17 protein-coding genes and 1 pseudogene are annotated in these 21,743 nt (G+C 71.0%); 11 read left to right on the forward strand and 7 right to left on the reverse strand.

Going from position 1 to position 21,743, the window contains the following annotated elements; all coding sequences use genetic code 11:
- The first annotated feature begins 64 nt into the window (after positions 1–64).
- Complete coding sequence (locus tag D9V36_RS37555; protein ID WP_241721192.1) at positions 65–1,147, forward strand: LacI family DNA-binding transcriptional regulator; 1,083 nt, start codon at positions 65–67, stop codon at positions 1,145–1,147.
- Here D9V36_RS37555 and D9V36_RS37560 read toward each other — a convergent pair.
- Positions 1,117–1,839: a VOC family protein gene (locus D9V36_RS37560; RefSeq protein ID WP_129297698.1), complete on the reverse strand. Its 723-nt coding sequence runs from the start codon at positions 1,837–1,839 to the stop codon at positions 1,117–1,119. The genes D9V36_RS37555 and D9V36_RS37560 overlap by 31 nt on opposite strands.
- A 133-nt stretch (positions 1,840–1,972) precedes the next feature.
- Positions 1,973–2,590, reverse strand: coding sequence for a TOPRIM nucleotidyl transferase/hydrolase domain-containing protein (locus D9V36_RS37565; protein ID WP_129297699.1), 618 nt, complete (start codon positions 2,588–2,590; stop codon positions 1,973–1,975).
- Positions 2,591–2,879: 289 nt separating this feature from the next.
- Here D9V36_RS37565 and D9V36_RS37570 point away from each other — a divergent pair, with 289 nt between their 5' ends.
- Entirely contained in the window at positions 2,880–3,827 is a 948-nt protein-coding gene (locus D9V36_RS37570) for a hypothetical protein (protein WP_129297700.1), read from the forward strand.
- A gap of 204 nt (positions 3,828–4,031) precedes the next feature.
- Here the strand turns inward: D9V36_RS37570 and D9V36_RS37575 are convergent, their stop codons facing one another.
- A complete protein-coding gene (locus D9V36_RS37575; protein ID WP_129297701.1) occupies positions 4,032–4,457 on the reverse strand; it encodes a DUF779 domain-containing protein in 426 nt (141 codons plus the stop codon).
- Between the two features lie 379 nt (positions 4,458–4,836).
- Here D9V36_RS37575 and D9V36_RS37580 point away from each other — a divergent pair, with 379 nt between their 5' ends.
- From D9V36_RS37580 to D9V36_RS37620, 9 genes are all read left to right on the forward strand, one after another.
- Complete coding sequence (locus tag D9V36_RS37580) at positions 4,837–7,755, forward strand: ATP-binding protein (protein ID WP_241721193.1); 2,919 nt, start codon at positions 4,837–4,839, stop codon at positions 7,753–7,755.
- 314 nt (positions 7,756–8,069) lie between these two features.
- Complete coding sequence (locus tag D9V36_RS37585; RefSeq protein ID WP_129297702.1) at positions 8,070–8,450, forward strand: hypothetical protein; 381 nt, start codon at positions 8,070–8,072, stop codon at positions 8,448–8,450.
- A 91-nt stretch (positions 8,451–8,541) separates the two neighbouring features.
- The gene (locus D9V36_RS37590) at positions 8,542–9,282 is read left to right on the forward strand and encodes a hypothetical protein (protein ID WP_129297703.1); all 741 of its coding nucleotides are present in this window, start codon (positions 8,542–8,544) and stop codon (positions 9,280–9,282) included.
- 43 nt (positions 9,283–9,325) lie between these two features.
- Entirely contained in the window at positions 9,326–9,712 is a 387-nt protein-coding gene (locus D9V36_RS37595) for a hypothetical protein (protein WP_129297704.1), read from the forward strand.
- Between the two features lie 39 nt (positions 9,713–9,751).
- A complete protein-coding gene (locus D9V36_RS37600) occupies positions 9,752–10,135 on the forward strand; it encodes a hypothetical protein (protein ID WP_129297705.1) in 384 nt (127 codons plus the stop codon).
- Positions 10,136–10,274: 139 nt separating this feature from the next.
- Entirely contained in the window at positions 10,275–10,850 is a 576-nt protein-coding gene (locus D9V36_RS37605; RefSeq protein ID WP_129297706.1) for a PadR family transcriptional regulator, read from the forward strand.
- Between the two features lie 108 nt (positions 10,851–10,958).
- Entirely contained in the window at positions 10,959–12,680 is a 1,722-nt protein-coding gene (locus D9V36_RS37610) for an acyl-CoA dehydrogenase family protein (protein WP_129297707.1), read from the forward strand.
- Between the two features lie 111 nt (positions 12,681–12,791).
- Positions 12,792–13,412 (forward strand): L-threonylcarbamoyladenylate synthase, encoded by a 621-nt coding sequence (locus tag D9V36_RS37615; protein WP_129297708.1) that lies wholly within the window; start codon positions 12,792–12,794, stop codon positions 13,410–13,412.
- Between the two features lie 228 nt (positions 13,413–13,640).
- Entirely contained in the window at positions 13,641–16,469 is a 2,829-nt protein-coding gene (locus D9V36_RS37620) for a helix-turn-helix transcriptional regulator (RefSeq protein ID WP_164993101.1), read from the forward strand.
- Positions 16,470–16,593: 124 nt separating this feature from the next.
- Here D9V36_RS37620 and D9V36_RS37625 read toward each other — a convergent pair whose 3' ends face one another.
- The 4 genes and pseudogenes from D9V36_RS37625 to D9V36_RS37640 all read right to left on the reverse strand — a co-directional run bounded on the left by D9V36_RS37625 (position 16,594) and on the right by D9V36_RS37640 (position 21,734).
- Positions 16,594–17,733, reverse strand: coding sequence for an RICIN domain-containing protein (locus tag D9V36_RS37625; RefSeq protein WP_129297710.1), 1,140 nt, complete (start codon positions 17,731–17,733; stop codon positions 16,594–16,596).
- A 222-nt stretch (positions 17,734–17,955) separates the two neighbouring features.
- Positions 17,956–19,107 (reverse strand): substrate-binding domain-containing protein, encoded by a 1,152-nt coding sequence (locus tag D9V36_RS37630; protein WP_241721194.1) that lies wholly within the window; start codon positions 19,105–19,107, stop codon positions 17,956–17,958.
- A 44-nt stretch (positions 19,108–19,151) separates the two neighbouring features.
- Positions 19,152–20,192, reverse strand: coding sequence for an ABC transporter permease (locus D9V36_RS37635; protein ID WP_129297712.1), 1,041 nt, complete (start codon positions 20,190–20,192; stop codon positions 19,152–19,154).
- Positions 20,189–21,734, reverse strand: a pseudogene (locus D9V36_RS37640) (sugar ABC transporter ATP-binding protein). The gene D9V36_RS37635 and the pseudogene D9V36_RS37640 overlap by 4 nt, the downstream one beginning before the upstream one ends.
- Positions 21,735–21,743: the final 9 nt, after the last annotated feature.

Raw genomic sequence — 21,743 nt, forward strand, 5'->3', positions numbered from 1 at the left:
GCGGCCAAGGGGGCGTATGCTCCCTCCGGTTCGGGCGGGCCGAACCGGAGGGAGCCGGGACACGGTGGCCGAAGTCACGTTGAGGGATGTCGCGCTGGCGTCGGGCTGCTCCATTGCCACGGTCTCCCGCGTCCTGGCCGGCACCCGCCCGGTCGGCGCCGAGACCGCCCGCACCGTACGCGCGGCGGCCGAGCGCCTGGGCTACCGGCCCAATCAGGTGGCCCGCGCCCTGCGCAGCCGTTCCACCGGCACCGTCGGACTCGTGCTGCCGCAGATCACCAACCCGTTCTTCCCCTCCCTCGTCCGGGAGCTGGAGCACGCCCTGCACGCCGAGGGGCGGGCCGTGCTCCTCGCCGACTGTGACGACGACCCGGTGACCGAGGCGGCCCGGATCAACGCGTTCCTGGGGCGGCAGGTCGACGCCTTGCTGCTGATACCCGTCGACGAGCGGCGCAGCCGGGAAGCGGTGGCCGCCGCGGCCACCCGGGTGCCGCTGGTGCTGCTCGACCGCGGCTGCGGCCCCGGTGTCGCCGACTCCGTCGCCGTCGACAACGCGGCCGGTATGGCCCTGGTGCTCGGTCACCTGGCTGCCACCGGCCGCCGCCGCCCCTGCTTCGTCGGCGCGGCCGGGACCGCGTCGGCGGCGGTCGAACGGCGCGCGGCCTACGAGGCGGGCGCCGCGGCGCTGGACCCCGGGGCCCCCGGCCGCATCGCGCTCGGCGACTTCTCGGTGGAGTGGGGCCGGGCCGCCGTCGACCGCCTCTGGCCGTCCCGCCCCGACGCCCTGATCTGCGCCAACGACCTCATCGCCGCCGGTGCGCTGCAACGGCTGCGGCAGCTGGGTGTGGAGGTTCCGGGCGAGGTCGCCGTCACCGGCTTCGACGACATCCCGCTCGCGGGCCTCGCCGACCCGGCGCTGACCACCGTCCGCCAGCCGGTCGGCGAACTGGCCGCCGAGGCCGCCCGCCTGCTGAGCCGTGGCCCGGCCGGAGCGGAGCCGGGGCCGCGGCACACGGTCCGGCTGGCACCGCAGCTGGTCGTACGGGCCTCCAGCGCCTCCGTCGGTGCGCCGGGCGCGTCCGGCGCACCACACGCACCCGAACTGCCGTCTGGTGCCTATCGGGGGGTCAGCACACAGAACTCGTGACCGTCGGGATCGGCCATCATCACCCGGTCGACGTCCCCCTGGCCGGTGCCGATGCGCGTCGCCCCGAGGGAGACGAGCCGGTCGACCTCCGCCTGCCGGTCACTGCCGGCCGGCGGGGCGAGGTCGAAGTGCAGCCGTTCCTTGCCCGTCTTCGGCATCAGGGGCGGACCACCCCACGTGAACTTCGGACCGCCGTGCGGTGAGCGGATCGCAGTCTCCTGGTCTTGGTCCCAAATCAACGGCCAGCCCAGCGCCCGGCTCCAGAAGTACCCGGCCTCCTGCGAACCATCGCCTGCCAGCGCTCCGATGAATCCGCACTCGGCGAGGAAGCTGTTGCCCGGCTCGATGACACAGAACTCATTGCCCTCGGGGTCGGCGAGCACCACATGCCCCTCCTCCGGGCGTTGACCGATGTCGATGTGCCGGGCGCCGAGTTCGAGCGCCCTCTCCACCACCCGTTTCTGGTCGTCGAGGGACGTGCTCGTCAGATCGAAGTGCATGTGGTTCTGGCGTGTCTTGCGCTCCTGGGCCGGGAGAAAACAGAGCCGGAACCCGGTGTCATCGCCGGGCAGCAGTGTGATGCCGTCGGAGGAGTCCTCGGGTCTCTCCCAGCAGAGAAAGTCCGCCCAGAAGCGCGCGAGTCGGAGCGGGTCGTACGCGTCGAAGCAGAGCGCGTGTAAGCGAGAAGACATCCGTAGGTCTCCCGGTAGGTGCAGGCGGGTTTTGCCCGACGAGCCTGTCCAACCGGTGCCACCCGGTCAACTGATAAACGCCCCATGCTCGTTCGCTGTTGAGCACGGCCGAACCGGCAGCCCGTCCACGACCTCACAGTTTCGCGAGGAGGTCGTCGAGCGGGGGTGGTGTCCGGTCCGGTGCGAGGGCCTCGACAAGGAGACGGCCGTAGCGGATCTTGCGGCCCTTCTTCGTGCCGAGGAAGCGCCGTACCTGCTGATGCCGGGGCCGGCCGTGCTGCGCGGGCTGGCGCTGGAAGGTCTGCCAGGCGCGGAAGTCGCCCTCGGAGCGGAAAATCTCCTCGACTCCTGCCGTGCCGAGCGCGCGGATGAGTTCGTCCTCCAGATCCGAGATGCATACGCAGATGTCCTGGAGCGGTGCCTGCGCCCGCGTCAGGCCGCGCTCGTAGAAGCGCTGTTCGCCCTTGTCGCACAGTCCTGTCAGGCGCAGACCGAGGCCGGGCGGCCCGAGGAGGCCGGCATAGCGGCCGACGTTCATCGCCCCGCCCATCGGCACGACGCACACCCCCTCGGCGGCCAGGTCCCGGCCACGCCGGGCGGCCAGCGCCTCGACGGCCGCCAGATCGCTCAGCCCTTCCAGGAGTACCGCGGTCCGCACCCCCAGGCTTTCCGCCAGATCGCGCGCCGGCCCGTCGGTACCGTCCGCCGCCCAGCGGGTGACCGCCGCCTGGAACGCCCTCATGTTCGCCATGGGGCGAGTCTGCACGTTCACCGGTGGCACGGCACGGATCATTCGACGGCCTCGGGAGCTGCGACGGCCCTCGGGCCCGGCCACCGCGGTTCCCTTATCCCGCCCCGTCCTTCCGCCGGGGCTCTCCCTCATCCCCGCATTCCCCCTCGTCCCGCCGGCCCCGCCACCTGGCCACTCTGCGTCCGGTCACCGCCGGGGCGGCGGCCGGCGGGACGACGTGGGCGGCGGCGCACCCGTTACGATCGGCCCATTCGAGGCCGTCGTTCGTGGCCGCTGCCGGGAGGAAGAGATGGGCCTGTTCCGCCGAGGACCGAAGCGGGATCCCCGCGAGCTGGCACGCGACGGGGAGTTCGGCTTCTTCTCCGAGCGCGAAGGCGGCGTCTTCAGATCGCAGGTCCGGCAGGCCTTCGCGGAACAGGGGCTCGAAGTCACCGCGTACGCGGGCGTGGTCACCGACTCCGCGGGCCGGCAGTTCGGCCTCGGCAACCTCGCCGCGGTGTGCCACCGCGACCGGCGCGGTGAGCGCAGCTGGCCCGCGCTGATCCGGGATCACGTCGGCAAGGTGCTCCGTACGATGGACGGCCCGCAGCCGCTGGAAATCCTCAGCGCCGACGAGATCCGGGCCTGCCTCTATCCCCGTGTGGTCGCCCAGGAGACGCTGCCCGCCTCCGACTCCTTCCGCTACGGCCGCGCACCGGCGCCGGGGCTGCGGGAAGTGCTCGCCCTCGATCTGCCCGAGGCGGTGCAGATGCTGAGCGAGGACTCGCTGACCGACCTCGGGGACGTGGCGGAGCTGCGGATCCGGGCGATGAACAATCTGCGCGCGCTGCCGGTCGAGGGGCACGAGACCGTGCGGCGCGGTGACGGCTCGGCGTTCGAGGTGCTGCTCGGTGACTCCTTCTTCACCGCGAGCCGGGTGCTGGTGCTGGACGAGCTGGTGCAGCGGCTGATGGGCATCGAGCTCACCCCGGACGGCGCGCTGGTCGCCCTGCCCTTCCGCCACCAGCTGGCCTTCCACCGTATTCACGATGCCCAGGTCGTCCCGGCGTTGCAGGCCATGGCGCAATTCGCGGCGGCCGGTCACGAGGACGCGGCGGGCGCCATCAGCCCCAGGGTGTTCTGGTGGCGCCGGGGCGTGATGACTCCGCTGAGCGAGCCGTCCGGCGGGGGACTGCGGGTGGTGGCGGATGCGGACTTCCAGGCGATGCTGGAGCGGTTGGTGCAGGATGACGCCTGAACGTCGGCACGAGGCGGGGCACGCGCGACCGTGCAGAGTGCGCACAAGATTTTTCTTGCGGAAGTTTCACCGTGAGGGAACCCGAGAGGCCATTCACCCGTTTTAAGGAGTGAGGCCCCACGCTCTCCCCCGTGCGTGGGGCCTCACTGTGTTCTCCGGCTCGCCCTGGCGCGTCCCCAGGGGCTCCTCCGGCGCCGCGCGGCCTCAGTCGCCGAGATCCGCGCGTTCCTCGTCGGTGAACAGCCGCGAGCGGATCAGAAAGCGGACCCCCTCCGGCGCCTCCAGGGAGAAGCCACTGCCGCGCCCCGGTACGACGTCCACCGTCAGATGGGTGTGCCGCCAGCGCTCGAACTGGTCCCCGGACATCCAGAACCCCACCGGCTCCGGTACGCCCTCCACGGTCAGCCGGGCCAGCAGCACATCCGACGCTCCCGTACGGAACTCCCCGGCCGGGTAGCACATGGGGGCACTGCCGTCACAGCAGCCGCCGGACTGGTGGAACATCAATGGGCCGTGCCGGTCGTGCAGCAGACGCAGCAGTTCGGTCGCCGCCGCGCTGAGCGCGATCCGTGAAGTCCCCTCCGCGGCGGCGCACCCGGCGGCCGCAGGCGCCTCTTCGCCGCCGCTCATCAAAGCCGCCCCGGCTGTGTCGCGGAGCCTTTGACCTGCGGGTTGTCGGTCTCTTGTCGGTACACGTGCGGTTCCTCTCCTGACCGGCCACAACGGACAGCGCTCCCGGGACGGCGGCGGGCCGGACCGGCACGGGCCGGATCGTGGTCACCGGGATCATGGTCGCCGAGCCGCCACGGAGGCAGTGCCTCAGTTAACCCCCTGCAACGTTGCGCGGTGGTTGCACACGACGGCGAGCCGCGGATCCGTCGGGGACCGCCGGCCTGTCATGATCCCCCGCGGCGGGGCGGGCCGCCCGGATCCGCGTGGGCAGCTCAGGCAACCGCGGTGGGCATCGCAACGTCTCGAACGGCAGATGCGCAAGACGAGAGTTGAGCAAGTGGTGACGTTCGGACATTCCCGCGATGCATGCGGTGACGACTGGCCGTTGGTGGGGCGCGAACCCGAGCTCGCCGCCCTCGATGCCGTGGCCGCCGAGGCCCTGTCCGGCCGGTCCCGCGTCGTACAGCTCGAAGGGGCGGCCGGGGTCGGCAAGTCCGTCCTGCTGAGCACCTGGTGGGAGCGGAACGATCAGTTCCGGGTGCTGCGGGCCTGCTGCCATCCCCTGGAGCGCGAATTCGCCTTCGGCGCGGTGCGACAGCTGTTCCGGCCCCTGCTGGCCGCGGTGTCCGAGACCGACCGCGCCCTTCTCCTGGAAGGCTCCGCGGCGGCTACGCTCCGGGCACTGGACGACGCCGCCGGCACCGAACCGCTGCCGGAGACGGCCGATGTGACGGCGTCGACGCTGCGGGGACTCGACACCCTCGCCGCCCGGCTCTCCCGCCGGCAACCCCTGCTCCTGGCGGTCGACGCCCTGCAGTGGATCGACCAGCCCTCACTGCGCTGGCTGGTGCACTTCGCCGGACGGGCGGACAGCCACCCCGTGCTGATCGCGGTGACCACGCGGAGCGCCGAGGCCAGACGGCTCGATCCGCTGCTCGCCGAGCTCGTCCGTCCCGCGAACTGCCACACCCTCGTGGTGGAGCCGCTGGACACCGCCGGTGTGGCACAGCTGGTGCGGACGCTCTGGGGCGCGGAGGAACCCGATGACGCCTTCTGCGCCGCCGCTCACGCCGCCACCGGCGGCCACCCGCTGTTCGTCCGTGCCCTGCTCCACCAGGCCCAGCGCAGCGGGGTGCGGCCGACCGCGGCCTTCCGGGACCGGATCCCCACGGTCATGCTGTCGACGCTCACGGGGGAGATCTCGCACCGGCTCTGCCAGGCGTCCGGCGAGGTGGTGGAGCTGGCGCGGGCACTGGCGTTACTGGGTGACCGCAAACCGCCGGAGCTGCTTGCCGCGTACTGCGGAACGGGGCGTGCGGTGGTGCTCTCCGCGGCACAGGACCTGCGGTCGCTGGGCCTGCTGCGCGCGGACGGCGACCTCCGCTTCACCCATCCGGTCGTCCGCGACACGGTGCTCGGGATGCTGTCGCCCGAGGAACTCGGTGCCGGTCATGCGCGGGCGGCCCAGGTGTCCTGCCTCAGCGGACGTCCCGATGAGGAAGTCGCGGCCCAGCTGCTGGCGGCCGGTCCCGTACACGGCTCCTGGGTGCTGCCGGTGCTGCGCAGAGCGGCCGGCCAGGCGCTGCACCGCGGCGCACCCGAGACGGCCGTGACCTATCTGCGGGCCGCCCTGCACCAGCCGCTGGACGATGCCGAGCGCGCCCGGGTGCTCCTGGAACTGGGCACCGCGGCCAGCCATTACGATGCCGCGCTGGCCATCTCCTGCGTCACCGGCGCGCTCGAGGAGCTGACCGACGAAACGGCCCGCAGCGACGCGCTGGGCGTGCTCGCCTACTCGCTGCTCCTCTCCCGCGGCTCCCGTACGGACCTGTCGGAGGTGGACCGGAAGATCGCGGCGCTGTGCGACCGGCGCACGGCGGACTCCGGGGCCGCCGACCGTGAACTGGCGCTGCGGATGGGGGCGTTGCGCGCATGGATGGAGTTCGAGCGGCCGTCCGTCACCGGCGCGGCACCGGCGCCGTTCCCCGGCACCGACGACGACCCGGCCGACCGCACCGCGGGAGAACGCCAACTGCTCGCGATCCGCGCCTTCCGCGCCCTGCGCGCCGCCCTGCCCGCCCCGTACGTCGCCGGTCTCATCGAGCGCGCGTCCGTCAATCTGCCGGCCTTCTCCCACGATCTGTTCCCGCTGCACTACTTCGTCGCCCACACGCTGCTGTACCTCGACGAGCTCGATACGGCCGACCAGCTCAACCGCCATCTGGCACGGGAGATCTCGGGCCGGGGCATGGAACTGCTCGTCTCCTCCCTGATGCTCTACCAGGCGGGGCTGGCGCTGCGCCGAGGCAACGTCACCGAAGCGCTCGCCACCGCTGAGACCGCCGCTGACCAGGCGTCCTCCACCGGGCGGCTGCCGTACGCACTGACCCTGGACACCCTCAGGATCGATGCCCTCCTCGCACAGGGCCGGACCGAGGCGGCCGAGCGGATCGCGGGCGCCCATGCCGTGGCCGGGCAGGCGGAAGCGGCCTGGGAGCGGCCCCGCTTCCTCATGAGTCTGGCAGCGCTGCGGATCGCTCAGGGCAATCCGCGGGCGGGGCTCTCGCTGCTCCGCGAGTGCGGTCACCACTGCGAGGCCGCGGGGACCATCAGCCCCGCGATGGCTCCCTGGCGCTCCCGCTCGGTGGCCGCCCATCTCGCCCTGGGGGACACCGCGTCGGCCCGTACGCTGGCAGAGCAGGAGCTCGACCTCGCCCGGCGCTGCCGGATCCCACGGGCCCTCGGGGTGGCGCTGCGGGTGACGGGGCTCGCCACGAGCGGCCCCCGGGGGATGGACCTGCTGGCCGAGGCCGTCGACGTAGTGGGCCCCACCCCCGCCCGCCTCGAACTCGCCCGCGCCCTGGACGCCTTCGGGGCCGCCCTGCTGCACCGGGACGACAGGCGGGGCGCCAGGAGTGCCCTGCGCCGCGGGCTGGACCTCGCCGTGGGGTGCGGCGCCACCGTGCTCAGCGCGCGCCTGCAGGAGCGGCTGCACCTCGCCGGCGGGCGGGTCGGCAGAGCCGGGGGCGCGGGGGCCGGGACGCTGACCGCGGGGGAGGAGCGCGTCGGCACCCTGGCGGCGCAGGGCTACAGCAACAAACAGATCGCCGAACTGCTCGTCGTCTCGCTGCGGACCGTGGAAACCCATCTGACCGGCGCCTACCGCAAGCTCGGGATCGCGGGGCGCCCGTATCTGGCGGCGGCCATGGCGGCCGCGGACCGCTCGCGCCGGGGGAGTGGCACGGCGGGCGCCTGAGGCGTGGTCCCGGGACTCGTGTGCCCGGACTGACCCGCAAGGCCCTTCACCTTCTGGTGAGGGGCCTTGCGGTATCCCGGCGGCAGTCGCCCGCCCTGTGGTCGGGCCGCAGTGAAAGGCCGTGGTTCTCGTGGTCCGGTGTCGTGGTACCCCGTTTCCCGGAGTGTTTCTCGTGGTTACCCCCGGTCCCTGTCTCCGGATACCGAAGTCTTGGCCCGAACCAATTGATTCGGCCCTCTTCTCATGACTTACTCGGATCTCACGACGTCGCATTCTTCCGATGTCGCAGGAGAGTTCAAGAGGGAGTGGCAACCGTGAGGTTCAACCATCGGGCCGCATTCGGTCTTCTCGCGGCGGGCGCCGCAAGTCTGTCGGCGGTACTCACCGCCCCCGTCGCCCATGCGGATTCGAGTCACTACATTCAGATCACCAATCACGCCGGAATTCTCGCCAACACCTGCTACAAGTGGCGTGATGTCGAGGGCAAGGACTACTGCCACAACGTCCGTCCGGTGAACGACACCTGGCAGGCATATTTCCCCGACGGGGCGACCGGCGCAAAGATCGATCTCAGCACCAGCATCGTGGACTACGCGACGAGAGACAGTGCCGCGGTATTCGACACCGGCAAGAACCACTGCTTCGAAATCACAGGCCTCGTCGACCGGCCCAAGCTCACGGAAATCGGCTGCTGAACGCAGTTGTCTCGGGAGTGCCGCAGTCGCACTCTCCTGTGAACCGGGTTCCACTGCCCCCGGTCACCCCACTCACAGAACGAGGAAAACGTTGATCTCCACGTCAGAATCCGCATCCGCATCCACATTCACAACCGCATCCACATTCACAACCGCAGCCCGTATCGGTATCGCCCTCGGTGCCGTCACCGTCGCGCTGGCTCTGACGACTCCCACGGCATCGGCCGCCGATTCCACCGACATCAACGGTCACACGAACACCTGGCTGCAGGAGGGCAGCCCCTCCGTCACCTATGACAACGGATACCAGGTGAACTCCGCTGACGAAGTCAAGCGCGCCATGGACCAGTGCAACAGCAGCGGTGTGTCCTGCTCGGCGACGACCGTGGAGTCCAAGAACGTGACGAAGTGGTTCGACGTGGAGAACACCGTCATGGGCGTGGGCCCCCTTCAGAACTGCAGCGGAGGACAGGGGGAAATCAACCAGACCCTCAGCGGGAGCAAGACCTTCACCTGGGGCTGGAACGTCGGCGTCAACGTCGATATCACCCTCGTCAAGGACAAGCTGGGAGTGGGGGCCTCCGCGCAGTACAGCGAGACCCATGCCGAGTCGAAGAGCGGTGACGTCCGGATCACCATCAAGCCGGGGCGGAAGGGGATGCTGAAGCTGGGCCACGACATGGAGCAGCGCGTCTCCGATGTGCGGATCCAGGGCGGCGAGTTCGGCGGCGCGAAGATCACGGGTCTCCGTACCGAAATACCCCTCAGTGCGGCGGCGCGGGCCGACACCGACGAGGTCGCATGCGGCGGAAAGCTGATGAACGGCAGCTGAGCCGCCGGTCCCCCCTCGTCAACCCTCCCTGAAGGAGCACTCCGTGCGGAAAATCAAGAAGTCGGCGGCGTACGGTGCCGCCGCCCTGGGGCTCGCGCTGGCCGGTGCCGTCATGACGGCACCGTCGGCCGCCGCGGCGGGCTCGGGCAATTACATCGGATTCACCAACAACGGCTGGTTCCTGGTCGACACCTGCTACCACTGGCAGGGCTCGTCGACCTCGGACTCGTGCGACTACGCGAAGCCCAAGGGCACCGACTGGCGGGTGGAAATCCCCGCCGACGCCCAGGGCGTCCGGCTCGAAGTGACGGTGGCGGCCCAGATCGGGGGCGGCAATGTGACGCCGCAGATCACGGACCTCAAGCGCGGCCACTGCTACGAGCTGAGCGGCTACACCTTCGACCCGAAGATCACCGAAAAGGCCTGTTAGGGCATGTCCGGATCAGCGAAGCGAGAGGCGCAATCCCGTATGCGAAGCAGAAAGCGTTCCCTGACCTGTGGTTCCGCGGCACTCGGACTGGCGCTGGCGGGCGCGGTGCTGTCCGCGCCGTCCGCCGCTGCCGCCTCGGACAACTACATCGCGTTCGAGCACAACGCGGGCTCCCTCATCGACACCTGCTACGAATGGAAGGGCCCGGCGGGCATAGAGAGCAAGAACTACTGCCAGCACGACCGGCCGATCGGTACCAGCTGGAAGGGCTACTTCCCCGCCGAGGCGACCGGGGCCACGGTCACCGTCTACTGGACGGGCGGCTCCAAGCCCCTGTACCTCAACGAGGCCGACAAGAACCACTGTTACAAGCTCGAAGGCACTCTGGTGTCCGGGATCCACGTCCTCGACGTCGCCTGCTGAGCGACTTCCCGGGGCCCGTCGGCGCATTCCGCCGACGGGCCCCGCCGCATGCCCGCGCACGGCCTCACGGGGTGAGCCGCGTCTCACCCGGGCGGTGCCCACTTGTCTATGCAACAAGTTGCATAGAAGGATTCGGGGTATGGCGCTCGACCACGCGATCCTCGTCTCCCTGCTGGAGAAGCCGGGCTCCGGCTATGAGCTGGCCCGGCGGTTCGACCGGTCCATCGGCTACTTCTGGACCGCCACCCACCAGCAGATCTACCGCGTTCTCAAGCGCATGGAAAGCGACGGCTGGGTCGATGTCCGCGAGGTGCCGCAGCAGGCCCGGCCGGACAAGAAGGAGTACTCCGTCGCCGCCCCGGGCCGGGCCGCGCTCTCCGGGTGGCTCCACGAGCCGATCGAACCCGAGAGCGTCCGGCACGACCTCGCCGTGAAGATCCGCGGCGCGGCGTTCGACGACCCGGCCGCGCTGATCCGTGAGGTCGAGCGCCACCACCAGGCGCACACCGACCGGCTCGCGCACTATCTCGCAGGGGAGCGGCGGGACTTCACCGGTCCCGAGGCCCCCGCCACGCCCGACGCCGGGCAGGAGCTCCAGCATGTCGTGCTGCGCGGCGGTATCGCCTACGAGCGGATGACCCTCGCCTGGCTCGACGACGTGCTCGCCACCCTCCACAGACTCGCCGGGCTCCATGGAGACGGCCCCGGGCGCTGAACCGGCGCCGGCGCACCAACCGCCCGTCCTCCGCCGCCCAGCGGCCCCCGGCGCGCCCCCGAAGCCTCCCGCCACCACCCGCAACCCGATCAGGAAAGGCGACCATCCATGGCCGACCAGCTGCTGTTCAACCCCCGCACCTACGACCCGGCGCACTTCGACCCCGAGACCCGCAGGCTGCTGCGTGCCACCGTCGCCTGGTTCGAGGACCGCGGCAAGCGCAAGCTGATCGAGGACTACCGCTCGCGCGCCTGGCTGGCGGAGTTCCTTGAGTTCTCCGCCAAGGAAGGGCTGTTCGCGACCTTCCTCACCCCGGCCTCCGCCGCCGACGGGCAGCCCGACAAGCGCTGGGACACCGCCCGGATCGCCGCCCTCAACGAGATCTTCGGCTTCTACGGACTCGACTACTGGTACGCCTGGCAGGTCACCATCCTCGGGCTCGGCCCGGTATGGCAGAGCGACAACGCCACCGTGCGGGCCCGCGCGGCCGAACTCCTCGCCCAGGGTGAGGTGTTCGCCTTCGGCCTGTCCGAGAAGGCCCACGGCGCCGACATCTACTCCACCGACATGCTGCTGGAGCCGGACGGGGACGGCGGCTTCCGTGCCAGCGGTTCCAAGTACTACATCGGCAACGGCAACGCCGCCGGACTCGTCTCCGTCTTCGGCCGCCGCACCGACATCGAGGGCCCGGACGGCTATGTCTTCTTCGCCGCCGACAGCCGCCACCCCGCGTACCACCTGGTCAAGAACGTCGTCGACTCCTCCAAGTACGTCAGCGAGTTCCGCCTCGACGACTACCCGGTCGGCGCCGACGACATCCTGCACACCGGCCGGGCCGCCTTCGACGCCGCCCTCAACACCGTCAACGTCGGCAAGTTCAACCTCTGCACCGGTGCGATCGGCATCTGCGAGCACGCGATGTACGAGGCCGTCACCCACGCACAGAACCGCATCCTCTACGGCCGTCCCGTCACCGCCTTCCCGCACGTGCGCCGCGAACTGACCGACGCCTACGTCCGCCTCGTCGGGATGAAGCTGTTCAGCGACCGCGCCGTCGACTACTTCCGCTCCGCCGGGCCCGACGACCGCCGCTACCTCCTCTTCAACCCGATGACGAAGATGAAGGTGACCACCGAGGGCGAGAAGGTCATCGACCTGATGTGGGACGTCATCGCGGCCAAGGGCTTCGAGAAGGACACCTACTTCTCCCAGGCCGCCACCGAGATCCGCGGCCTGCCGAAGCTGGAGGGCACGGTCCATGTCAACCTCGCCCTGATCCTCAAGTTCATGGGCAACCACCTGCTGAACCCGGCCGAGTACGAGGCGGTACCGACCCGCCTCGACGCGGCCGACGACGCCTTCCTCTTCCGGCAGGGACCGGCCCGCGGCCTGGGCTCCGTCCGCTTCCACGACTGGCGCACCGCCTTCGACGCCTACGCCGAGGTGTCCAACGTCGCCCGCTTCCGGGAGCAGGCGGACGCCCTGTGCGAGTTCGTCACCACCGCGGCCCCCGGCGAGGACCAGAGCCGTGACCTCGACCTCCTGCTCGCCGTCGGGCAGCTGTTCGCGCTGGTCGTGCACGGCCAGCTGATCCTGGAGCAGGCCCGCCTGACCGGCCTCGACGCCGATGTCCTCGACGAGCTGTTCGCCGTCCTCGTCCGCGACTTCTCCGCGCACGCCGTGGAACTGCACGGCAAGGATTCGGCCACCGCGGCGCAGCAGGAGTGGGCGCTCGGCGCGGTCCGGCGGCCGGTCGTCGACGAAGCCCGCTCGACGCGCGTCTGGGAGCGTGTCGAGGCCCTGGCCGGGGCCTACGAGATGGCGCCGTAACCCCCTCAGCCGCTTGTGGAGCAGCGGGTTCGGCCGGTGCCTCCAGGTGCCGGCCGAGCCCGCCGCCGCTGCCACCCGAGCACCGGAGGCCCTATCCCGTAGGCTCGATGGATGGCGAAATACTTCGATGTGCACCCCGACAATCCCCAGCGGCGCACCATCACCACCGTGGCCGAGAGCATCCGCTCCGGTGCGCTCATCGCGTATCCGACGGACTCCTGCTTCGCACTGGGATGCCAGCTGGGCAGCCGCGACGGCATCGACCGGATCCGGTCGATCCGCAACCTCGACGACCGTCACCACTTCACCCTGGTGTGCCAGAACTTCGCGCAGCTGGGCCAGTTCGTGCATGTCGACAACGATGTGTTCCGCGCGGTCAAGGCGGCGACGCCCGGCAGCTACACCTTCATCCTGCCCGCCACGAAGGAGGTGCCGCGCCAGCTGATGCACCCCAAGAAGAAGACCGTCGGAGTCCGGATCCCGGACCATGTCGTCACCCAGGCCCTGCTCGCGGAGTTGGGTGAGCCGCTGCTCTCCAGCACCCTGCTGCTGCCCGACGAGGACGAGCCGATGACGCAGGGGTGGGAGATCAAGGAACGGCTCGACCATGTGGTGGACGCAGTGATCGACTCGGGCGACTGCGGCACCGAGCCGACCACCGTCATCGACTTCTCCGGCGACAGCCCGGAGATCGTGCGCCGCGGAGCCGGCGACCCCGCGCGCTTCGAGTAGCGGTCCGGTGACGTCCCGGCCGACGGCGCCGGACGGCCGGGGGTCCGCACGCCCCTGCCGTCCGGCGCCGCCCCGTATGAGCCCGGGTTCCACGGCTCTGCCTTGACCGACAAGCGGACCTTGTCCGGGTGACGGTCGTTCACTACGCACATCCAAGACATGTGCTAAGAAGCACCTGGCATTGCATGGCGTGGGGGCGAAGTGATGGCTTCATTCGAAGGTTGGCTTGTGGGGCGTGCGGCTGAGTTGGCGGAGCTGTCCAGGCTGGTGGAGTCCACGCTCGCGGGCGAGGGGCAGGCCGCGTTCGTCGTGGGTGAGGCCGGCCTCGGGAAGACCGCGGTGCTTGAGCGGGCCGCGGCGGCCGCGGAGCGCAGGGGCCTGCAGGTGCTGCAGGGGGGTGCCCAGGAGCGCGAACAGGCCTGTCCGTTCGCCTTCGTGGCAAGCTGCTTGAGGCTTGAGGAGTTCCCGTCGGATGCCCGGCGGGCCCGGGTCGCCGAGGTGCTGCGCGGCGACGCCCGCTACGGCCTGCCGGGCGCCAGGAGCGAGACGGCCGGGGCGTATGCCGCGACGGTCGAGGCGATCATCGGGCTGGTCGAGGAGTTGTGCGCACAGGGGCCGCTGGCGCTGTTCCTCGACGACCTCCAGTGGGCGGACGCGGCGAGCCTGGCAGTGCTGCACAAGCTGGTCGGTTCGGTGCACCAGTTGCCGCTTCTGGTGGTGGGTGCGCACCGGCCCGTGTCCGGAGTGGGGGAAGTCGACCAGCTGTCACGGAGCCCGATCGCGGGACATCGCACCCTGCTGGAGCTGGCTCCCCTCGATACGGAGGCCGTGGCGGCGCTGCTGGCGGACCAGTGCGGACGGCCGGCCGGTCCGCGACTGCGCCGCATGGCCGAGGGAGCCGCCGGCAACCCGCTGTACCTCACCGAGTTGATCGCCGCGCTGCGGCGCGAGCAGGCCATCGAGACCGGTGAGGCCACGGCGGACATCGCCGCCGGCTGCACGCTGCCCTCGCTGACCACACTGGTGACGCACCGGCTTCGCTACCTGCGTGACGATGTGCTCCAGGTGCTGCGCGTCGCCTCCGTACTGGGCGCCGGCTGCACCACCGCCGAACTCGCGGCGGTGGTGGACCTTCCGCTGCGCGACCTGCTGGCCGTCATGGCCCAGGCCGAGGCTGCCGGGGTGCTCAGGGACACCGGCCAACACCTGCGCTTCCGGCACGATCTCATCCGGCACGCCTTGTACGACGCCGTGCCGGGGTCGGTCCGGGCCATGCTGCACATGAGAGCGGCGCAGTGCCTGGCCGAGGCCGGGGCAGCTCCCGAGCGCGTTGCCGAGCACCTCCTGGACGGGCTGCCGAGCCCGGACTTCCTGATCACCTGGCTGGAGGGATCCGCGGCACGGCTCACCACCCGGGCACCCGCCATGGCGCTGCGGCTGCTCACCACGGCGCTGGAACTCGGCGACCCCACGGACGCGGGGTACGTCAGTCTCCGTCTGCACCACGCCCTTGCGCAGCTTTCCTGCGGGCTCCTCGCCGAGGCGGAGGAAAGCGCCCGCTGCGCCCTGGCCAGGGCGCCCGACCCCGGGTGGGAATGCCTGGTGCGCTGGGTCGTCATCCAGGCCGCGTTCGCCCGTGGCCGGCCCGACCTGGCGCTGGCGGAGACGCGGGCCGGATGCCGGAGCCCGGGGCTGCCGGCGATCGAGGCGGTCCGGTTCCAGGCGTTCGGCGCGGTGTGTCTCTTCGCGCTGGGCGACATCACCGAGGCCGGCGCGGTCGCCTCACGTGTCCGGCGCGCGGCCGACAAGGCCGGCGACAGCCAGGCCCTGGCCGGCGCCCTGCACGTACTGGCGGCCAAGCGATTCCTCGAAACACCTGACGCCGAAGCGGTGGAACTCGCGCGGCAGGCGTCCCGCATCACGCCCGAGACCGTGCACCCGGCGCAGTGGATGGGGCTGCAACTCGCCCTGGTGAACTACTACGTCGATCTCGATCTCGGGGACGACGCCCGGCGGACCCTCGCCGCCATCCGCATCCCGGCGGAGCGGACCGCAGGGATGTTCCTTCCCTGGTACCACCTGTCCTGCGCGCTCCTCGCGTTTCACACGGGGCGCTGGGACGATGCGCTGGCGGAGATCACCTCGGGTCTCGACTGCGGGGGCCAGGACGCGCTGAGCCGGGCGCTGCGGGCGCTGGCGGCATTGATCGCCGTGCACAGAGGCAGGCGCCCCCTCGCCGAAGCACATCTGACCGCTCTGCCGTCCGAGGGCGACAACTCGACGGTCGCTGCCTTCTACGAGTACCTGCCGTTGTGCGCCGGCGTCCTTCTGGACGAGGCGAAGGGCGATGCCCGGCGCGCCTACTCCCGGCTCGCCGAGGCGTTCGACGGCGGCGTCGGCCATCTGCCGGGCCAGCTGATCCTCAGTTTCCTGACACCTGATCTGGTCCGCCTCGCCCTGGCCCGGAAAGACCGTGCGAACGCACAGCGATACGCCGCCGCCGCGCAACGGCGCGCCGACCACAGCGGGGGCCTGTACCACCTCGGTGACGCCTACCGCTGTCAAGGCCTGCTGAACGGGGACCCCGATCTGCTGATGGAAGCGGTCCGCTGCTACCGCAACGCTCCGCGGCCGCTCAGTGCGGCACACGCCCTGACCGATGCGGCGGAAATGCTGGCCCGTGGCGGCCGGCCGGCCGACGCCCGGGTCCTGCTCGACCAGGCGCTGGACACATTCACACAGCTGGGCGCGGTCTGGGACGCGGCCCAGGCGACGTCCCGGCTGCGGGCGGTCGCCGTCCGCCGGGGAACGCACCGGACCCGGACCGGCCTTCGCGACGGCTGGGAAGCCCTCACCCACACCGAACGAATGGTGGCGGAGCACGTCGCCGAAGGGTGTTCCAATCCCGAGATCGCGGCTCGGCTGTCCATCGCCCGAAGCACCGTCAGCACCCATGTGTCCAGCATCCTCAGAAAGCTGGCGATGACCTCACGGGTCGAAATCGCCGCGGAGGTGACCCGCCGGCAGAAGTCCGGGCGGTCACGTTCGCGGGACTGAATCCCTCGGCGCTCGACGCGTTGTTCCCCGGCTCCGTTCGCGGAGGCCGGGGAACGTCCGACGGCGTGCCGTCAGATCACGCAACGGGGTGCACCCGTATCACGCGGGGAGTGCACCGCACCGGTCACCGGTTGTTGACGCACTCCGGAGCGGGGCTGTCGCTCGTGCACAGCACCAGGTTGCTGCTGAGGCTGTCGGTGCCGTCCTTGGCGGGGACGGTGGCGGTGCCGTCGCCGGACCAGGTGTCACCGAGGTCATTGGTGAACGTCCACTGCCCCGTCACGGTCTTCATCAGCTGGCCGCGCATCGCCCAGCTGTAGTTGCCCGGCTTCACGGATATCTTGTTCGCGTCGCTCACGGTGTCGGTCTGGGTCCAGGAGTGCTCGTAGCGTGCGCTGAGCGCCGTGCTGACCTTGGCCGTGACGAATTCGACGTTGACCCCGACCTCGCTGGTGACGGTGAGGGAGGTGCCCACCGTATTGGTCTGGGACGTGGTCTGCGTCCAGGTGATGGTCCGTTCCCCCGGGTCGGTGCTGTTGTTCCACACGTTGGAGCTGACCCGCTGCAGGTTCGCCACGGAAGCCACGCTGTCGCCGGTGACCGCGTAATCGCACGACTTGACGGTGCCGCCGCCGTTGCTGCACTGCTTCAGTGCGTACGCGGTGGCCAGGTCCGCGAGGGAGGGGCCGGTGTACTCCGGGCCGGGCGTCGGGCCGATGGTCCACTCCTGGTTGCTGTTGCCGTTGCAGTCGTGGATTCCCACGGTGGTGCCGTCGTCGCCGCTTCCCCCGAACACGTCCATGCACGTGTCGGTGCTGACGTTCCGGATCAGGTAGTAGCCGTCACCACCGTTCGAGGGCTGCAGATACCAGTTCTGTTTCTTGTTCTTCTGGTCGCAGTACTGCGGCTCGACGAGGTGGCCGTTGTCGGTGTTGAAGTCGACGCACTTCTGCGTCTTGTCGTTGCGGATCAGGAAACTCCCGTCCCCGTTGGGGAGGATGCTCCAATGCGCCATCGGCGACTTGTTGATGACCATTTCCGTCCCGTAGTCCGGCGAGTCCTTCGCCAGATCCAATGACGCGGCGAGGCCGTCGCCCTGGGGCAGGCGCGGCGAGAGGGACAGGCCGGTCATGGCGGAGGTTTCCGCGTGAGCCGTTCCGGTCGTGAGCGGAGAGGCTGACGTGGCGAGGGTGGCGAAGGCGACCGCGGCGAATGCGGCCATCGTCCGCCGCACTGGCCCGTGGGGGGTCGGCTCGGTGATCATGGTTATTCGGTTCTCCTTGGGCAGTTCTTGCCTGCGGGGCGGTTCGGCAACCGGCCCCGTTGCCGTGGCAACGCCGCCCGGACAGGGGAGGAAGCACCCCGTCCCTGGCTGTGGCCCCTGCTGCGGCGGTGCCAACGTACGGGGCCCGGCGCGGCGTTACATCCGTCAACTGACGGAGGGCCTGGCAACACGAGCGCACCCGCGGCGGTGTTCCCGCTCTGCCTACCTGCCCCAGATCCTCCGGTACGCCGCGCGGTAGCCGGACGGGTCCCATGTGGTGGCCCCACGGCTGTTGCCGGCCGTGGCGATGTGCACGGGGGCGACATAACCGCTGGCGGGTCTGCCCGAGAAGGCGCGGTTGAACTCGTCGAGGATCTGCCAGCCCTGCTGGGAGAAGGGCTCCGGCACCGTGGCCGCCTGGAACTGTCCGCTGTTGATGCGCTGGAAGGCGGACGGGTCGCCGTCGCCCGCACCGATGTTGAAGGGGGCGCCGCCGCCTTTCCTGCCCGCCGCGCGCAGAGCCGGGGCGGCATCGGCGAAGTACACATCGTTGATGGCGACGGAGTGGGTCCAGCGATCCCCGAAGCGGGAGAGGAGCGCGGAGACCTCCTGGGGCGTGCGGCTGCTGGTGTCCGGGAGCGGGATGTTCTCCTCCTCCAGGAGCCGCACGCCGGAGCAGGTGGCGAGCTGTTTCTTGATCAGTTCGGACTTGTTCCTGGCGAACGGGATCGAGGCATCGGTGAACACGACGACTCCCGCGTGTCCCCGGGAGCGCGTGATGATCCAGTCCGCGCTGATCTTCGCGACGTCCTGGACGTGGGTGGTGACGTTGCTGAAGAGCTCGGGGTCCTTGCTCGGACCGGGGGCGTCGACCGCGTGCCAGCCGACGAGCGGGAGGTGCTCGGCGTTGGCCGTCGCCACCTGCCGCGACGTCAGACGCGGGTCGAAGCCGCCGATCACGATGCCCGCGGGCCGCAGCGCGATGGCCTGGCTGAAGGCCGCCTGGATCCCGGCGGGGGTGCCCTGACCGTCGATCACCCGGACGGACCAGCCGAGGGTCTTCGCGGCTTGCTGGACGCCCTTGGCGGCGCCCGCGACACCGGGATTGGTCATCGTCTGCGCGACATAGACGAGGCGTTTGCCCGAGACCGCCCGGGGGCCGCCGGTGGGGCCGTTCCACGCGGTGTGCGGCTTCTCGGCCCGTGCCACGGCGGCCCGGGCCCCGGCCAGGACGGCGGGACAGCCGGTCTTCGCAGGCCCTGGCGACCAGGGCGCGGCGCCGGTCGAGGCGCCGCGTTCGCAGCCGGCGAGGACAGCGGCCGCCAGAGCCACGACGACCGCGCCGCGGAGGACGGTCTTGCGGTGCGCGTGCACGGGCGCTCCCCGCGGGGGGACGACACGGTGGGGGCGGCCGGAGGTCATGAGCTGATGCGGACCGCGTCGGGGCGGGGCCGGGACGGTGGCGTCCGCCGCCTGCGCAGCTGGCGGCGGGCGGCATAGCCGGCCATGCCGACGGCGAGGAGCAGGGTGGCGCCGTTGAACAGCGGGGTGACCCAGAACTCGGCGCCGAGCTGGCCGATACCGGCGAGCCCGATGGCGAGAATGACGACGGCGACCAGGGTGCCCAGGGCGTTCGGGCGGCCGGGCCTGATCGCGGTGGACCCGAGCAGCGCACCGACGAAAGCCGGCAGCAGATAGTCCAGGCCGACGCTGGGGTTGCCGATCCGCTGCTGGGCGGCGAGCAGCACACCGGCGACACCGACGACCAGCCCCGAGCCGGCGAACGCGTAGACGACGTAGCGCCGGGTGGGGATGCCCACCAGCTCGGCGGCGCGCGGGTTGGAGCCGATGACGTACAGATACCGGCCGAGTGGCAGCCGCTCCAGGAGCAGCCACAGCACGGCGGTCAGCGCGAGGACGTAGAAGGCGGACACCGGCAGGCCGAGGAACCGGGAGTCGTAGAGATCGGTGAAGGCCGCCGGCAGGCCCTGCGGGCCGGGGACGATCCGGGCCCCGTTGGTGATCCATCCGGTGAGGGCGTACAGGATGCTGCCGGTGCCGAGCGTGGCGATAAAGGAATTGATCTTCGCGAATTCGACGACGAGCCCGTTGAAGACGCCGACGACCGCCCCGCCGACGACCACGGCGAGGCAGACGAGGGGCCAGGGCCACGCCTCGTTGGCGAGGAGCTGCATCGTCATGACGTGCGCCAGGCCGAGACCGTAGCCGAGGGACAGGTCGAACTTGGCGGTGACGATGGGAATCATGGCGCCCAGCGCGAGGAGGGCGGGGATCGACTGGTTGGACAACACCTCGGAGATGTTGTCCAGGGTGGGGAAGGTGTCCGGCAGCGCGAGGGAGAAGACCAGGAAGAGCAGGGCGGCGAAGGCCAGGAGGCCGTAGGCGCCGAGGAAGTGCCCGAACCGGCGGCCCGGCAGGAGGCGGGGGGAGGGGGTCATGGTTCCACCGTCCCGGTGAGCGCGCTCATCGCCGAACAGGCACGGGTGAGTTCGGCGACCGTGAGAGCCCCGCCGCTCAGCTCCACCGTCACCGCCCCGCGGACGAACACCAGGGCGCGGTGGCACACGTGGGCGACCTCCTCGAAGTCGGTGGAGAGGAGCAGGACGGCGAGGCCCTGGGCCAGCGCCTCCCGGAGCAGGCGGTAGATCGCCGTCTTGGCGCCGACGTCCACCCCGGCGGTCGGCTCTTCCAGGATCAGCAGACGCCGGCTCGTCCCGAGCCACCGGCCGACCATGACCTTCTGCTGATTGCCCCCGGACAGGGTGGCGATCGGCGCCTCGGTGTCCCGGGGGAACACCGAGAACCGCTCGATCAGGGCCGCGGCCTCGGCGCGCTCGCGCCGGGGAGCGATCCGGCGCCAGGGCGGCACACCGCTCGCCCGGGGGTTGGCCAGGAAGTTCTCCCGCACCGTCAGCTCGGGGGCACAGCCCTCTTCCTGACGGTCGCCGGTCACCAGGCCGACGCCGGAGCCGACGGCGGCGGCGACCGTGCGCGGAGCGTACGGCAGGCCGTCGAGCAGGGCCCGTCCGCCGGTGAGCGGCCGGGAGCCGGCGAGGGCGCGGCCCAGTTCCCTGTGACCGGCGCCGGTGAGGCCCACCATGCCGAGGACTTCCCCGGCGTGCACCTCCAGGCTGACCGGCGCCGTGTGCTCGGTCCGTACCCGGTCGAGGCGCAGTACGGCAGGGCCCGGGGCGGGGGCGATCCGGAAGCCGGCCGGTTCGCGGCCCACGATGTCGCGCACCAGCCGGTCCTGCCGGTAGCCGCTGACCTGGCCCTGGCTGACGAGGTGTCCGTCCCGCAGGACGGCGAAGTCGTCGGCGGCCCGGTACACCTCGTCGATCCGGTGGGTGACAAGGACGAGGGCGCGGCCCTGGTCGCGCAGGGTGCGCAGGACGTCGAACAGCCGGGCACAGTCGGCTGCCGGGAGGCTGGCGGTCGGCTCGTCCAGGACGATGACGGCGGCCCGGGTGGACAGTGCGCGGGCCAGCGCCACCAGGGAGCGTTCGGCGCGCGGGAGATCGGCGAGCGGGGTGTCCGGGTCGAGATGCGCGGCGACGATGTCCAGGGCCGCGGTGCACCGGTCGCGGATCCTCCGCCACGACAGCAACCCCGCGCGGCGGGGGTAGCCGGCCCCCAGGGCGATGTTCTCGGCGACCGTCATCCAGTCGACCAGGCCCAGGTCCTGATGGATGAAGGACAGCGCGCGGGAGGCCGCCTCGCTGCCGAGCGGGTGCCCGGCGACGCTCACCTCGCCCTCGTCGGCGGGGTGGACGCCCGCGAGCACCTTGATGAGGGTGGACTTTCCGGCACCGTTTGGGGCCCAGCAGGGCGAGGATGCGGCCGGCGCGGATGTCGAGGTCGACCTCGTCCAGTGCGAGGGTGCCGCCGAACCGCTTGCACAGGCCGCGTACCCGGACGAGAGGCCGGGGGGTGTCCCCCGGGGGACGGGGGCTGTCAGCGCTATCCGTACCGATTACCACAATTCCGTC

The sequence above is a fragment of the Streptomyces lydicus genome, assembly GCF_004125265.1.
GTDB classification, from domain to species: domain Bacteria; phylum Actinomycetota; class Actinomycetes; order Streptomycetales; family Streptomycetaceae; genus Streptomyces; species Streptomyces lydicus_C.